10 protein-coding genes, 1 rRNA gene and 1 riboswitch are annotated in these 15,318 nt (G+C 46.8%); of the genes, 8 read left to right on the top strand and 3 right to left on the bottom strand.

Annotation, left to right across the window (positions count from 1 at the left end; translation table 11 throughout):
• Positions 1 to 9 precede the first annotated feature (9 nt).
• Both PAHA3_RS26040 and PAHA3_RS26035 read right to left on the bottom strand, forming a co-directional pair.
• Positions 10 to 1,524, bottom strand: coding sequence for a spore germination protein (locus tag PAHA3_RS26040; RefSeq protein ID WP_062837585.1), 1,515 nt, complete (start codon positions 1,522 to 1,524; stop codon positions 10 to 12).
• Positions 1,525 to 1,694: 170 nt separating this feature from the next.
• Positions 1,695 to 2,339 carry a DedA family protein gene (locus PAHA3_RS26035; protein WP_062837584.1) on the bottom strand — a complete coding sequence of 215 codons (645 nt, stop codon included), beginning with the start codon at positions 2,337 to 2,339 and terminating at the stop codon, positions 1,695 to 1,697.
• 241 nt (positions 2,340 to 2,580) lie between these two features.
• On the opposite strand from PAHA3_RS26035, the gene PAHA3_RS26030 reads away from it, so the two are divergent.
• The 5 genes from PAHA3_RS26030 (at position 2,581) to guaA (ending at position 10,499) form a co-directional block, all read left to right on the top strand.
• Positions 2,581 to 3,882 (top strand): polysaccharide deacetylase, encoded by a 1,302-nt coding sequence (locus PAHA3_RS26030; RefSeq protein WP_062837583.1) that lies wholly within the window; start codon positions 2,581 to 2,583, stop codon positions 3,880 to 3,882.
• Positions 3,883 to 3,985: 103 nt separating this feature from the next.
• On the top strand, positions 3,986 to 4,975 hold the full coding sequence (locus PAHA3_RS26025) for an AAA family ATPase (protein ID WP_062837582.1): 990 nt from the start codon (positions 3,986 to 3,988) through the stop codon (positions 4,973 to 4,975).
• Complete coding sequence (locus PAHA3_RS26020; protein ID WP_062837581.1) at positions 4,972 to 6,231, top strand: DUF58 domain-containing protein; 1,260 nt, start codon at positions 4,972 to 4,974, stop codon at positions 6,229 to 6,231. The genes PAHA3_RS26025 and PAHA3_RS26020 overlap by 4 nt, the downstream gene beginning before the upstream one ends.
• Positions 6,218 to 8,578: a DUF4129 domain-containing transglutaminase family protein gene (locus tag PAHA3_RS26015; RefSeq protein ID WP_062837580.1), complete on the top strand. Its 2,361-nt coding sequence runs from the start codon at positions 6,218 to 6,220 to the stop codon at positions 8,576 to 8,578. Before PAHA3_RS26020 ends, PAHA3_RS26015 begins: the two co-directional genes overlap by 14 nt.
• Before the next feature lie 382 nt (positions 8,579 to 8,960).
• Complete coding sequence (gene guaA / locus PAHA3_RS26010; protein ID WP_062837579.1) at positions 8,961 to 10,499, top strand: glutamine-hydrolyzing GMP synthase; 1,539 nt, start codon at positions 8,961 to 8,963, stop codon at positions 10,497 to 10,499.
• Positions 10,500 to 10,603: 104 nt separating this feature from the next.
• Here the strand turns inward: guaA and PAHA3_RS26005 are convergent, their stop codons facing one another.
• The gene (locus PAHA3_RS26005; protein WP_062837578.1) at positions 10,604 to 11,860 is read right to left on the bottom strand and encodes a hypothetical protein; all 1,257 of its coding nucleotides are present in this window, start codon (positions 11,858 to 11,860) and stop codon (positions 10,604 to 10,606) included.
• Positions 11,861 to 12,102: 242 nt separating this feature from the next.
• Between PAHA3_RS26005 and PAHA3_RS26000 the strand changes: the two genes are divergently transcribed.
• From PAHA3_RS26000 to PAHA3_RS25990, 3 genes are all read left to right on the top strand, one after another.
• A complete protein-coding gene (locus tag PAHA3_RS26000) occupies positions 12,103 to 12,354 on the top strand; it encodes a hypothetical protein (protein ID WP_062837577.1) in 252 nt (83 codons plus the stop codon).
• A 400-nt stretch (positions 12,355 to 12,754) separates the two neighbouring features.
• A riboswitch (purine riboswitch) is annotated at positions 12,755 to 12,854 on the top strand.
• A 173-nt stretch (positions 12,855 to 13,027) separates the two neighbouring features.
• The gene (locus PAHA3_RS25995) at positions 13,028 to 14,404 is read left to right on the top strand and encodes an NCS2 family permease (RefSeq protein WP_062837576.1); all 1,377 of its coding nucleotides are present in this window, start codon (positions 13,028 to 13,030) and stop codon (positions 14,402 to 14,404) included.
• A 776-nt stretch (positions 14,405 to 15,180) separates the two neighbouring features.
• Positions 15,181 to 15,318, top strand: a 16S ribosomal RNA gene (locus PAHA3_RS25990); the annotation flags it as partial.

Here is a 15,318-nt window from a genome sequence, read left to right as displayed (position 1 = left end):
CTTACCGAATTACCGCTTCGTTTTTTTTGTGGACTGTCTGACTTCATTCGTTGTGTTAGTAGAGAGCGGGCGAGTTTTCATATGGGACCAGGGTACACGAAAGATTGTGTCTTTGAGATCTTTCTGAATAAAAGGTGCAAAAGGAGACATGTAGGACACCCCAAATGAACGCAAGCTGCATAGGTGGGTCACGGTAATTAACAGCACAATCAGGATGCCATAGAATCCAAAGGCAGCGGCCAGGATCATTAATACGAACCGCAAAATGCGTACCGAGATAGAAAGTCCATTTTCTGGAATGACATAACTGGATATCGCAGTGATGGATACGATGATGACCATTGCAGCGGATACAACCCCCGCATCTACCGCGGCTTGACCAATAACAAGCGTTCCGACAATAGATACGGCTTGACCCACTGTCTTGGGAATCCGAATGCCTGCTTCCCGCAATATTTCATATGTTAGCTCCATAAGTATGGCTTCAATGAAGGCGGGAAAAGGAACACCTTCACGCTGGGCTGCCAGACTGATGAGCAGGTTGGTAGGCAGCATTTCCTGATGGAAAGTGGTAATGGCAATATAAAAGGATGGGGCAAGCAGGGCGATAAAAAAGGCTAGATATCGGATCATTCGAATCAGCGTACTGATATCGGCTCGTTGATAGTAGTCTTCTGGAGACTGAAAGAAATGAACAAACAAAGCGGGAACAAGCAATACAAAAGGTGTCCCGTCCACAATGATTGCAACACGCCCTTCAAGCAAAGCGGCAGACACGGTATCAGGTCTTTCACTATTGTAGACCGTGGGAAAGATCGTTCCCGTCTTGTCCTGTACCAGTTCCTCGATATATCCACTCTCAAGGATACTGTCGATATCGATCTCATCGAGCCTTCGACGTAGTTCTTTTACAATCTCCTGATCCACAATATGTTCCAGATATAGTACAGCAACTCGGGTTTTGGTAACCCGACCTATTTCTCTTTCTTCGATCCAAAGATGAGGATTACGGATTCGTTTGCGGATCAATGATGTGTTGGTACGCAGGTTTTCGTTGAAGCCCTCCATAGGTCCCCGAACGACAGTTTGAGAGACAGGTTCTCCGACGGATCGATCTTCCCAGCCTGCTGCCCCAATCTTCAATCCTCGTACAGATCCTTCAAGCAGTAAGATGGCCGAACCCGAAAGAAGTGCATTCATTACTTCATGCATATCATCGACCAGCAATACATCACTGGCGATCAAAATATCATTCTGGAGGTAACTGAGATGTTCATCGTCTGCAGAGAATTCAGGGAGATCACGCTTTTGCAATAATGATTCCATGATGGAGTGATTCAGAATCTGCACGTCCACCAATCCATCGATGTATAACATGACGGCAGGCCATTTATGTAGACACTGGAGAGGGCGCATCATCAAGTCGTTGCTGTTCCCCATCACTTGTTTGCAATATTCCATATTTTCGTGCAGATCCGGAGAGATTTGTTTCTGATCCTGACGGTCCAGTTTCGATTCGCCCATCCCTTCACCTCCCTATACACCCTATATTTTCAAGTTAGTATGACCTGGATGAATTCGGATTATCACAAAAACATAAAAGAATGGTTAGTTCTTACACCGTTAGGATAAACGCAAAAAAGGAGCCGCGATGATACGCGGCTCCTTACTTATAGATAGACGTTCGTTTGAATTCACTTTTGTCTTTGTCGAACAGGGGCAGGCTTTGATACGGATCTTGTTGTCCATGCTTTGCGGTAACGGTAAAGCACGGCTACGATGAGCAATAGGCCGATTCCTCCCACGATATATGCTGCATATTGATGAGCCAGATGGAATACGGCATTCCACTGGGGCCCGAATATTTTACCAATGCCTAGAAATAAAACAACCCAGAACAACGCGCCTGAGTAGGCGTAGAGAGCGAATTTGCGAAAAGGAACAGCAGCTATGCCTGCGAAATACCCGGTGAAATGTCGTACTCCCGGAATGAAATAACCGATGAAGATCAAGGCATTACCATACTTGGCAAACCACTTTTGTGTTTTATCGAGCTTGTCCTGCTTCAGTAAAAACCATTTTCCGTAACGTGTTATGAAGGGCAAACCTGCTTTGGCTCCAATAAAATATGTGATGGTCATGCCAATCGTCGTTCCCAGAAAAGCCAGTATGGTGAGGATTCCGAAATCGAGATGTCCTTTATAGGAGAGGAACCCTGCGTAAGCCATCGTTGTTTCACCCGGAAAGGGGAGTGCGATGAATTCAAGCAACAAGCCAAAAAACAAGACGCTGTATCCGTAGGACCCAAACAGATGTTGGATCTTTTCAAGCAATTCCAATAGATTTCACTCTCCTGAAGACGGGGTGGGAGCATGATTCCTCTCCAAGGTGTTTTATGCACATTCTGCCTGTCCATTATGCTACCTAATCCGAGGCGAAGAATCAATCACGCTCCATACCAAATTGTGAAAAATTATTAAACAAAATCGCGTCTTTTTTCAATGAAGCCTCCATATAATTCTAACAAAACTGCTGAAGTCTATCAGCAAATTACTAGAGACGGTGGAGGTCGATTCGTAAATGGTACAGAGACCGGAATTTAGCATCAAGGAAAAAGGGGAAAACTCCGCAACATCCATACATATGTTTTTATCTGGACAATGGTCTGTCATTCTAGTGCGAATTGCTATATTGTTATGTGCATTTGCTGTATATGCAGGCACGGCTGATGCCTCTTCTGCTTCGGGCTCAGATGAGCTTGTCTCGGCAGAAAAGAATAATCAAGATAAGGTAGTCTATCTGAGTTTTGACGATGGACCGGGTAACCATACCCGTGAAGTATTGGATATTTTACGCAAGGAGCAGGTTCCAGCTACATTTTTCGTATTGGGTGAGCAGGCAGAGCGTTATCCCGAGTTAATCCGGGCACTTGTGGAGGATGGACATGCACTGGGCAATCATACGTTCAATCATCAATACGAACAGCTATACAGTGATTTTAAAGTGTTCTGGAAACAGATCAAGCAGACAGAGGAAGTGCTGGAGCGTATAACCGGTTTCCGTCCGAATCTGGTGCGAGCACCAGGCGGTACATACGGGCATTTTGATCAAAGTTATTTTGATTTGCTGCAATTGGGTGGCTACACGGTTATGGACTGGAACGTCGACAGTGGGGACTCCAAGCGTAAAGGTGTTCCAGCCAAAGAGATCCTCAGCAATTCGACCAAAGTACCTGCGGGAGCACGTTCGGTCATAGTTCTGATGCATGACGGAGGCGCACATGCTGAAACGGTCAAAGCACTTCCGGGTATTATCAAATATTATCGTGATCACGGATATCGTTTTGACACCATGAAGAGTACGGATCAACCGATTCAATTCCGTGTACATCCAGATGGTAAGTATAAGGCGCGCAAGGCACCAGGAAAGTCCTGGATTGCAGAGCATGTAGAAGCGAATGCGACGTTGTGGCTCGCAAGCAAGAAGCTGAAGGTAGAGGTGGGATTGGCCGCGGCTACCTTGCAACCGGGTGAGTTCCGTATGGAAGGTCAGCGAATCATGGTGCCTTTGCGTACGTTTATGAAAAAATTCGGGGGCAGCATTCGCTGGGACCCTGAAACAAGGACAGCCACAGCTGTATGGAAGGAAAGAACGATGCATGCAGACAGTGTAAGTGGAACACTGACAACGACGGGGGCAATTGAAACAGGAGCAGTACAGAGTCAGGGGGGGACCATTTGGGTCCCGTTACGTGAGTTGCTGGAGCAGATGGGATTAAGGGTGAATTCCTTAACGAGTAATGAAGCAGAGTGGTCGGTGAAGGCAGGCTCTTCCATATCCATTTCAGCAATGAACCTCATATATAAGTATAAAATGATCTGAAGAAAGTCATTCTTGCAGGACTATTCTCTCTACTTCCGGGCAACACTGAATCATAGATTACTATGGCTCAGAAATGCTGATGGACGGAAGGAGAATAGGAGAAATGTCTTATATTCGAATGGAACATGAACATGCGGTTGAATTGCTAAACAGAGTCATGAAGCGTGTTGAAAGTGTGATTATTGGCAAAAAACAAGAGATTCGTTATGTTCTCACTGCAATGCTCAGTGGAGGCCATGTACTTCTCGAAGATGTACCGGGTACGGGGAAAACGATGCTGGTTCGTGCTGTTGCTTCTGCGCTGGATTGCTCCATGGGCCGGATTCAGTTCACGTCCGATGTGATGCCGGCAGATGTTACGGGCACTTCAATCTACCACCCGCATACAGCTGAATTCAAGTTTCGGCCCGGACCCGTCATGTCCAACATCGTACTGGCTGATGAAATAAATCGGGCTTCACCCCGCACTCAGTCTGCCCTGCTGGAGGCAATGGAGGAACGACGTATTACGGTTGATGGCACAACCTATGCCTTGCCACGCCCATTCTTTCTGCTGGCTACACAGAATCCGTTACAGTTCGAGGGTACGTACCGTCTGCCTGAAGCGCAGCTGGATCGATTTATTATGAGGATTGGACTGGGGTATCCCGATCCAGAGCAGGAACTGGAATTGTTAACCCGCATGCAAGGTAGAGAAGAGCTTGATGAGCTTCGCCCTGTCCTGCTTGCTGAAGAGGTCGTAGCCATGCAGCGTGAAGTCAAACAAGTACATGTTGATCCGGTTGTTAAACAGTATCTGGTGGCAGTTGCTGTGGCCTCTCGCAGCCTTCCGGCGGTAAGACTGGGCATCAGCCCGCGTGGAACATTGGCCTGGATGGCTGCTGCGCAATCATTTGCCTATCTTCAAGGACGCAGCTATGTCATTCCGGATGATGTGAAAGAGGTGGCTGTGCCTGTTCTTTCCCATCGTATTCAATTAAAGGCCCAGAACAGAGCGGAGATTTGGGGGCAAGTACAAGTCATTGAAGAAGCGTTGTCATCGGTCCCGGTACCTGTACAAATGGCATCACAGGGAAGGGGACGCAGGCAATGACTGCGCTGGGACAACGGATTGTGAGTGCTGTCTTGGTGGTGGCTTTTGCTTCCTTGTATCAGTGGCATGGAGGGAAAGCGGCGTTGTTTCTATCCGTTATGGCTTTCTTGATGTTCACAGGAGGTCTGCTTCTCCATTGGTTCAGACCACGGCGTATTCACATCCATCGGAAAATGCACACGAACCGGATTGAGGCAGGCGAGCAGGTGCGGGTTCTGGTCGAGCTGGAATTCGAATGCCGTATTCCATTGTTATGGATCGTTCTGTGTGAGAACACACCTGCAGGTGTTCATCGCAAATTGATTTTTCCGGGAACACGGCGTCAATTTACCTATCAATATGAATGTTCTGGTTTACGCAGAGGAGTCTATAGATGGGATACGGGAAGATTGTACTGGGGAGATATCTTTGGCTGGAATACGCTCTCGGCAGAGACCACAGGCGACACGCCCTTGATTGTTGTTCCTCAAGCAACGGCTTGGGGGAAGGGGGATTCGGTAGAATTCGCAGCGATGCTCGAAGGGACGCTGTCTGAACGAAGAAACAGTCAGGGAAACCGTAGTCCTGAATTCCGTGAATATCAGCAGGGGGATCCGCTGGGACGTGTTCATTGGAAAAGTACAGCCAAAACGGGTCGACTTCAGACATTTTTGCCCGAAACCACAGATTTAGCTTCGCTGGGCATCCTTGTATATGAAGCCGCGTCGGGTTATGACGTGAAACAGGCGGGGATCATGGATTCACCTGCTTTTGAACGTGTGGTTCGTGCAGCTGCCCGCTGGGTTCATACCGCTGAACGGGATGACATTCCTTATCATCTGTGGATGGAAGGTGGCAATAAGAGCTATGACCCACAAGATTACAGGCAACAGGGACCATTCCATACGAATGATGAGAATCATGGACTGGACAAGCTTGCGGGGGCACGAATATCCAAGGCAGAATCTGTCTCGATTTCGCTCGGAACGGAGATGCTGGATGGGCTGGCGAGCGGGTCGCGAATTGTGGTTCTCACAGGTAAGCTGGATCAGGTTCTAGCAGAATGGATCTTGTCTGCAATTGGGTTGGGTTACCGCGTAGAGGTGCAGCTGACTGAATCGACCCAGTTAGGACCAACCGATAGGTCGATGAATGGATTGGGATATGACAGTTTGAGTTTGGAGCAGCTTCGTCACAGCGGGGTGCCGATCCATTCGGTCACAGAGAGCGCGTTATCTTCAATGGGAAAGGCGGAGGTAACGGATGTGGGAGCATAATGGAAACGATCGACCGAATTCTACTGCGGTAGACAGGGAGTCCGTAGAAGCCAATATGGGATCGGCTCATTCTATATATCAAGCTGTGAACCAGACAATGGTTACCGATGTAAAGGATGAAGGTCATGTTGCAGTACCTGTCCTGTACAAATTTTTTATTTCAGCCATTTTACTCATACTGTCTCTGGAATGGATATATCCTGTGACGTCATCGAATCAGCAGGGCAGTGAACGGTTCTTGTCCGTGATGGCGGGATTAACGGGAGCTTTGCTGCTCGCGGGGTTAATTCGTACAGGCTGGGTCACGGGAGTACTGATCCGATTGGTCATTGCACTCGCTGCGCTATGTCTGATGTACGGAGGAAGTGATCCTGCCCGTTGGGCAGTTGCATACCCGGGAATACTTTCAGCGGATATGGACACGTTTATGAATAACTGGCGATTTCATTCGATTAGTACAGAAACGAGAGGTTTGTTCATGATGTGCGGCTGGAGCATGCTCATGGCTTCGGTACAATCCCTTGTATTGCACCGTCGTAGCGTTATGCTGTTTGGCAGTGCAACGGTGCTCTATTTGCTTCTGCTTGAATCCTTTGCTGGGCTGGATGTATATGCTTCAGTGATAAGGTCTGTCCTATGGATTATTCTTATTCAGGCGCTGCTTCAGCTACTTCGTCTTAACGGAGGAGTAACTACCCCGAGTTATCGCGGCAGTCCCTATGGTCGTTGGAGTGTTGTAACCATTGTGGCTTCTGCAGGTATGGTACTTTGCTCTGCATTACCTGGTCAGTTCGCTTCCATACCTCAACCGGAACGTATATCCCTGGAACAGATGGGTGAACGCTTAGCTCGCTGGGCAGGTTATACACAGAACAATAGTATCCCTGCTGCAACAGCGGTCACTGGATATAGCACAGCGGATGCGCCAATGGGAGCACCTTTGGTGCAGGGCAATTCCATCTTTTTTACGGCGAAAAGTCCGGAAGTGACGTATTGGCGGGGAGAGACCCGTTCATATTATAACGGTAGTACTTGGAGTGATCCTGGTCAAAGCTTCGAAATGGCGAGTCCGGCCGGATTGCTGCGAACAGATGGATGGGAGAATCCAACCTATTGGAGTCGCATTCGTCAAACCGTTACGATGCAGCGAGAGTGGAAGGGACCGAATCCACTTTTTACCGGGGGCATACCGGTTAACGTATCGTTCCAGGATAAGAATAAGGATAATCAGGAGAACTTGCTCTCTTTGCTGTCTAATCGAGATTCCGCAACGTTGTGGCTCGCAGGCTCCGGGAATGATAAGACGGTTAAACATTATACAGCGGACATCATGGTTCCAGTGGCATCGCCTGAACAGTTACGTCAGCTTGGGGAGACGGATAAAGGGAAAGATCCGGCCTCTATTCGGAGAACATATCTGCAATTACCCGCGACACTCCCGGGTCGAGTGAAGAGTCTCGCCAAGGAAATCATGCAAGGAAGTGATACGCGTTATGACGCTGTGCAAGCCGTGAAAACTTATCTGGCTGCTCATGCGGAATACACGTTAGATACCCGTATGCCACCGCGAGGAACAGATTTTGTGGACGATTTTCTATTCGTCACACGGCAGGGGTATTGTAATCATTTCTCGACAGCCATGATTGTGCTGCTGCGTGCAGAGGGAATTCCCGCACGTTGGGTGAAAGGCTTTGGCTCGGGCGTAGCTGACCCGGAAATACCCGGTCAGTACATCATTTCCCAAGGAGATGCACATTCCTGGGTAGAAGTGTATTTTCCGGGTGCAGGCTGGATGCCGTTCGAGGCCACGCCAGGCTTCACCATGGCGCAAGGCGTGGGCGAAGATGCTGCAGCGCTCGCCGGGCAGCAGGCAGGTGAAGTGACTCCGCCGATGACTAACGGCGGAGTGGCTTACGCGGGCGCATGGCTGATCGCCCGCGCACGGGCCCTTGCCGCGGAGCCATGGCTCGCGGCAGCCCTTGTGGCAGCGGCCCTGCTGGGCGCCGCTGCCACAGTCCGCATGCGGCGGCTACGCCCCGCGCTGCGGATCAGGCTGCTGCTGGCGTGGCCACGCAGCAGCTTCCCAGACCGCGAGCGGCTGCTGGGTGCCGCCGCTCCGGTCTGGGCCGCGCTCGCGCGCCGGTACGGCCCGCGGCCGCCGGGCATGACGCTGCGTGAATATGCAGCGTCACCGGCTTTGGCCGCAGGCGTGGACGGCGCGGACATCGCGCGGTTTGCAGCCGACTGGGAACGGCTGCTGTACGGGCCAGACCGTCCGCTGCGCGCGGACAGTCTGGACTTCCTGCGTCGGGCACTTCGTCTGGCCCAGCGCTTGCAGACGTTGTAACACAAGGATGTTACAACAAGGGCGCCACACAACCTGCCGTGGAGTTATCTCTCGCTATCGCTTTCCCATACAGTTTGGCAGGTTGTTGACGGATGATGCTCACCACTGGCATATCTATTCTATGGTTTACTGTGCAGTGTTTGTTGATCGTTGCATGCCATACATAAGACGCCTTTCTCACTATGCTGAGAACGAGGCGTCTTTCCACGATCATACACTTGAACCAGCATCTTGCTGTCAAGCTTTCTATTCGAAATTTCATATTCTGAGACATTCGGTAACCCTTGTTTTGAGATGTCGAAAAAAGGAGTTTCGCCTTTCCTTGACGGTATGTTTTGTCGTTGCGTATAATTAGTTTCATTGAATTGAGGGAGGCACGGTTATGAATAAGCAGAATGAGATTGTGGTTGTCCTTGACTTTGGGGGCCAATACAACCAGTTAATCGCCAGAAGAATCCGGGATCTTGGCGTATACAGCGAGCTTTTGCCGTATAATACACCGGCGGAAAAGATCGCAGAAATGGCACCAAAAGGAATCGTATTCTCGGGTGGTCCGTCCAGCGTATACGCTGAGAACGCTCCACACGTGGACCCAGGTGTTTATGATCTGGGCTTGCCGATCTTCGGTATTTGCTACGGAATGCAGCTTATGGCTCAACAGCTTGAAGGTAAAGTAGAACGTTCCGAGAAGCGAGAGTACGGTAAAGCAGACCTTGAGTTTGCTGCTGGGTCTACACTGGCAAAAGGCATTGAAGGCGAACATACCGTATGGATGAGTCACGGTGACCACGTGGTTACACTTCCTCCAGGTTTCAAACTGGATGCAGGCACGGAAAGTGCGCCAATCGCTGCCATGAGCGACGATGAGCGTAAATTGTATGCTGTTCAGTTCCATCCGGAGGTACGTCACTCTGTTCGCGGTAACGACATGATTCGTAACTTCCTGTTCGAAATCTGTGGTTGCGAAGGCAACTGGACGATGGAGACATTCATCGATGACACGATCAAAGACATTCGTGAAAAAGTGGGCGACAGCAAAGTTCTGTGTGCGCTTAGCGGCGGTGTAGATTCTTCCGTTGTAGCTGCATTGCTTCACAAAGCCATTGGTGATCAACTGACGTGTATGTTTATCGACCACGGTCTGTTGCGTAAAGGCGAAGCAGAAAGTGTAATGGAGACGTTTGTCGGCAAATTTGACATGAAAGTTGTCAAAATTGATGCACAAGAGCGCTTTATGTCCAAACTGGCTGGGGTGGATGATCCAGAACAAAAACGTAAAATCATCGGTAACGAGTTTATTTACGTATTTGACGAAGAGTCCAAGCAGTTCGATGATTTTGCATTCTTGGCACAAGGTACACTGTATACGGACATCGTGGAAAGTGGTACAGCGACTGCACAGACGATCAAATCCCACCACAACGTGGGCGGTCTGCCTGAAGACATGAACTTTAAACTGATCGAGCCACTGAGCACGCTGTTCAAGGATGAAGTACGTAAAGTCGGTACCGAGTGTGGCCTGCCGGACGAAATTGTTCACCGTCAGCCGTTCCCTGGTCCGGGTCTTGCGATCCGTGTTCTTGGCGAGGTTACTGAAGAGAAACTTACCATCGTTCGTGATTCCGACTACATCCTGCGTGAAGAAATTGCCAAAGCCGGTCTCGACCGCGAAATCTGGCAATACTTCACAGCCCTGCCGAACATGAAGAGTGTCGGCGTTATGGGTGATGCGCGTACGTATTCCTACACTGTAGGTATCCGTGCCGTAACATCCATCGACGGTATGACTGCAGACTGGGCACGTATCCCTTGGGATGTGCTGGAGAAAATCTCCGTACGGATTGTTAACGAAGTTGATAACGTAAACCGTATCGTCTATGACGTAACTTCCAAACCACCTGCAACGATCGAGTGGGAGTAGAAGGTAATATAAATTTAAATGCATAATTAAAATACTCTTCTCTATCTGTGAATTTCAGCAAATAGAGAAGAGTATTTTTTGTGCTCAAGCTATTATGTTGAGTATTAAGGTTTGGAAGGATACTCTATATACAATTTCTTAGTTGCATTGCTCCATTTAATGTTTGCGCCAAGAAGAGACGGGAGATCCTTTGCTTTAACATATGAAGTTCCCGAGATATTTCTGGACTGTGTCAGGGGACTGCCATAGAGCACTGGTAACTTCTTGGAGGAATCATAGCCTACGACAACACCGAAGGATTCGCTGATAGCACGTAAAGGAATGTATACTGACCCACTAACGATGCGACCTGAATCTGCAATTATTTTGCCATTTATAATAATTTGAACTTCTATTGGCTTGGAATCTGATCTAATTACGGTAGCATATGGCTCAGGCTCTGCATTCAATATGGCGGCAGTAGCAGGTGTTACAACTTTAATCTTCTTCTCACCAGTTATAGAACCGAATGTGACCTTTACTGAGGCGGTTCCTAAGCCTACAGCTTGAATGTTGCCGTTTCCATGGGGCTGTAATACTTCTGTGTTTGTTGAATGCCATGTGACCATATCCGTTACATAGACAGCATCTCCATTTTCAAAGTATGCAAGTGCATTCAGTTCGTTGCCATCATTTAAACTGAAAATGAATGGTAGAAAGTCAGGTCGCATTGTCCCTGCAACAACGAAAATGTTCTTTGGAATAGAAACGAAGATATTTGCTGGTGTTGTGTTATAACTCTGAATCGTTTCTCCAGTATGATTTACCAAGAGAGTCATAGCAGGTAAAACTTCAATAGACGTTTGTTTATTCAAACTGTCCTCTTTAGTTTTTAGATAAAAAGATATAAATGCTTCGCCGGAGGAAGAACTAATCGATTTACCATTTTTGGCTGAAATCGAAATAATAATTTCTTGTTTACCGTCATTAGGGTCAAGATCTGCGGGTTCTGGATTTTGGATCGTGTAATCCTTGGATTCAAAATAGTCGGTAGGAATGATAAAGGCATCGTCTCTCCATATGTATTTTCCTAGTGTTTCGTCAAACCGTAGTACTTCAGCTTCATCCGTTGTAAAAATATTCTCATCATAGCTCAAAACGATAGTCGCTGATTGGACGTCTCCCTTTTCATGAGGGGCGCCAGGGTTGAGAATTCCAACGTTCACCGAAATACCCTGACCAGGTATTAGGGTTGAATTGCTTGTTACATCAATAGAAAACCCCTTGGCTTTCGAATCCTTTGCTACGACAGCGCCAGAAAGACATCCCGCTATCAATAGAAAAGACAACACTCCCATAACTAATTTTTTTCCAAAATACATCTCATAACCTCCATAATACGTAATTTTCTTGTTTTATATCGGTAATTTTATAATGATAGTTAAGTTTGTAGAGGTAGTCAGTAACTTTTCATTAGATCAAAATAATTAGCCTCTACCTGATACTTGATTGGAGTCTCGAAATTCATCTCATTTTAAAGTTCACTTCATGATCCTTTCAGGTCCAGCCTGTACAATAAGTACATACTAAAGGCTATATGGCTACTGAAGGGAGAATTGAATGTATGCGTAAAACCGACTATATGAGCAAATGGAAGATGGGCATAGGAAGTGCGTTTCTGATGGTGATGCTGGCAGGATGCGGCTCAGGTGTGCAAGACCTGGCTTCCGGTTCGGGGGACTTTCCATTTGTGAACTTAGAGGCAGCGGATGCTTCTTCCGATCAGACCAGAAACCAAGAGTTATCCTCTGACGTAACAACGAACACGAATCAGGAACGGCAAGAGATACAGAATGCTCCGCAGACAGAGATGTAATTAACATAGGACTGATCCGGCAAAAAGTAGCTCCGGAACATGTCGCAATTTGCTCCATATACCTAATCATTATATGATTTCGGAATACCAGACATCGTTATTCCAAAATCATGACTCACCTGATAGCTTAATCGCATCAGAAACAAAAACTACCCTGATCAGAGGTCTTCTTGCCCTTTGATCAGGGTAGTTTTTTATATTAATTTGCTGATTGCAGTCTGACAGAATGAACATATTCCCTTGAGATCTCGTCGAAAAAAGCGTATTCAATTGGGTTGTAAACCGCTGAACTGGTTCAATCTGTTAAATAATACGAACGATATTATATAAGGGTGAGATTAATATTCGTTTTTCTCATTGACAAAAACATACTGCCCTCCTAAAATAGTGATGGGAAACAAACAAATAGCGCATACTAATTCGTATAATCCCGAGAATTGGCTCGGGAGTCTCTACGAGATCACCCTAATGATCTGGCTACGAAGAGGAGAAGGCTAAGCACATGAATTCTACATGATTGCGGGGACATCACCGCACATTAGAATTTTTTTTGTTCTTAGTAAAGGCATCGTGCCGCTCCTTGTCAGCTGAACCCTGGGTGAAGAATCTTCATCAGGGTCATTTGTCGTTTTTCAATATGGCTTCAACATCTCTAAGGGGGAGTTAGTGAATTATGGATCGTTTCTTTAAATTAAAAGAAAACGGAACAAACGTTAGAACGGAGATTGTTGCGGGTCTCACTACCTTTATGACAATGGCGTACATTCTTTTTGTGAATACGTTGTTCTTGGGTCAAGCCGGGGCGGGGATGTCGGATAATGCAGTATTCTTTGCAACAGCCGTCGGCGCCGGATTAATGACTATTATTATGGGATTGTTCGTGAATATTCCGATCGCACTTGCACCAGGTATGGGGCTGAATGCGTACTTCATGACTGTCGTTCTAAGTTCGAATGGAGCGATTACTTGGCAAGCTGCTCTCGGAGCGGTATTCCTTTCCGGTATCGTGTTCATTATTTTAACCGTGACGAAGATTCGGCAAATGTTGCTTGTAGCAGTTCCACAGTCGATCAAAATGGCCATTACGGTAGGTATCGGTCTCTTTATTACCATTATCGGTTTCAAACTTGCTAATCTCGTGGCTGTAACAGTTAATGTTGCACCAGACGCAGATCTGAGTCAGCCGATTCCAGGTAGCAGTTTTAATCTATCATTAGGGAACTTTATAACGCATCATGATGCATTGCTTGCACTGATTGGTTTGCTCCTTATTGCTATATTGATGGTTATGCGTATCAAAGGCGCTCTATTGATCGGGATCGTAGCAACAACGCTGATTGGTATTCCGATGGGCGTTACGAATCTGAGTGGTCTTTCAGGCGCAAGCTGGTTGCCTAACTTCAGTGATCTGGCGGTTGGACAGCTGGATTTGAAAGGTGCTATCAGTCTCGGATTGTTTGAGATTATCTTCATCTTTACCTTCGTTGAATTGTTCGACACGTTCGGTACGATGGTAGGTACTGCAACACGTATGGGCATTATGAAGGATAAGAAAAAAGGCGAGAAAACCATCGGTAAAGCGATGCTCGTCGATGCAGTTGGTGTCAGCGCAGGTGCTGCACTGGGTACAAGTACCATTACGGCATATGTTGAAAGTGCTTCAGGCGTTGAGGCAGGTGGACGTACAGGACTGACTTCCGTTACGACAGGTTTGCTATTCATTTTGGCCCTGTTTATCGCGCCACTTGCGCTAGTTGTTCCATCCGCTGCAACGGCTCCGGCATTGATCATTGTGGGTGTGCTTATGATGAGTCAAGTGCGCAGCATCGAGTGGGATGATTTCCTGCAAGCTTTCCCAGCGTTCCTTACCATTGTATTGATGCCTTTCACAGGCGGAATTGCGAACGGAATCTCTGCTGGTATCGTATCTTATGTGATTCTGGCGGTGTTCAGTAACTTGGTGACAGAGCGCAAAGTGAAAATTCACTGGCTCATGTGGATCTTAGCGATCATCGTAATCTGTCGATACGTATTTATTGGCGGAGAGTAAGAGTCCGTTAGGTGTAACGAAGAGTTATCTGAGATACGTTTATTATCTTATAAATGAAAGAAGCGGAAGCAACGGGATTATACCCTGAGCTTTCGCTTTTTTTTTGTATTCTTTTCTTGGGATAAAAGAATTCCAAAAATGTTTTCCTTCTATATAGAAGGAATGAATATAATGATCTATGATGTGTTGGTTGTTTATCCAATGAAATCATCGGTTAATAAGTTTCTATAACCTGATGAGTCTGTACTCTAAACAACATGAGTTTCTTTATAATTGGATAGGGAGTATACGGGGAACCTTTTGCGCATGTAAGTTAATTACTCCGATTCATCAAAGGAAGTGCGCAGATGTATGATTTTGGACGGCTATAAGGAGATACTTGTTAAAAGGAATAATAGGATACTAAGTTTATAAGAATTAATCTTTTTCGAATAAAGACTTGCGTTCCTTATCTGTACATGGTATATTCTAATTCCGGCCAAGAAAACACGGTTTACACGGTGCGGCAAGCGAATGAAATAAGCTTCGAAAGAAACTTAAAAAAAGAGCTTGCAAAGTTGGTTTGGACATGGTAATATATAAGAGTTGCTGAAGAGAACGACATTCGGTAACAAAACAAGTTTGATCTTTGAAAACTGAACAACGAGTGAGTAAACATTCTGCTTGCAGAATGAACGCGAAAGTTAGAAATAAGCCTTGGCTTGAATCGGCTGGAGCACAAATGAGATTTTTAATCTCGTCAGATTCAAAATGAGCTTATCGCTCTTTTCAATACTTTATTGGAGAGTTTGATCCTGGCTCAGGACGAACGCTGGCGGCATGCCTAATACATGCAAGTCGAGCGGACTTGAAGAGAAGCTTGCTTCTCTGATAGTTAGCGGCGGACGGGTGAGTAACACGTAGGCAACCTGCCC

It is taken from the genome of Paenibacillus amylolyticus (assembly GCF_001570725.1).
Classification (GTDB): domain Bacteria; phylum Bacillota; class Bacilli; order Paenibacillales; family Paenibacillaceae; genus Paenibacillus; species Paenibacillus amylolyticus_A.
Note: the sequence above shows the minus strand (reverse complement) of the source record. Positions and strands in the feature narration are given on the sequence as shown.

Bases quoted from the DNA above. Each gene is read 5' to 3' on its own strand.
- PAHA3_RS26025 (WP_062837582.1), top strand. From the start codon at position 3,986: ATGTCTTATATTCGAATGGAACATGAACATGCGGTTGAATTGCTAAAC.
- PAHA3_RS25995 (WP_062837576.1), top strand. From the start codon at position 13,028: ATGGATCGTTTCTTTAAATTAAAAGAAAACGGAACAAACGTTAGAACG.
- PAHA3_RS26040 (WP_062837585.1), bottom strand. From the start codon at position 1,524: ATGGGCGAATCGAAACTGGACCGTCAGGATCAGAAACAAATCTCTCCG.
- PAHA3_RS26015 (WP_062837580.1), top strand. From the start codon at position 6,218: ATGTGGGAGCATAATGGAAACGATCGACCGAATTCTACTGCGGTAGAC.
- PAHA3_RS26005 (WP_062837578.1), bottom strand. From the start codon at position 11,860: ATGTATTTTGGAAAAAAATTAGTTATGGGAGTGTTGTCTTTTCTATTG.
- PAHA3_RS26030 (WP_062837583.1), top strand. From the start codon at position 2,581: ATGGTACAGAGACCGGAATTTAGCATCAAGGAAAAAGGGGAAAACTCC.
- guaA (WP_062837579.1), top strand. From the start codon at position 8,961: ATGAATAAGCAGAATGAGATTGTGGTTGTCCTTGACTTTGGGGGCCAA.
- PAHA3_RS26020 (WP_062837581.1), top strand. From the start codon at position 4,972: ATGACTGCGCTGGGACAACGGATTGTGAGTGCTGTCTTGGTGGTGGCT.
- PAHA3_RS26000 (WP_062837577.1), top strand. From the start codon at position 12,103: ATGCGTAAAACCGACTATATGAGCAAATGGAAGATGGGCATAGGAAGT.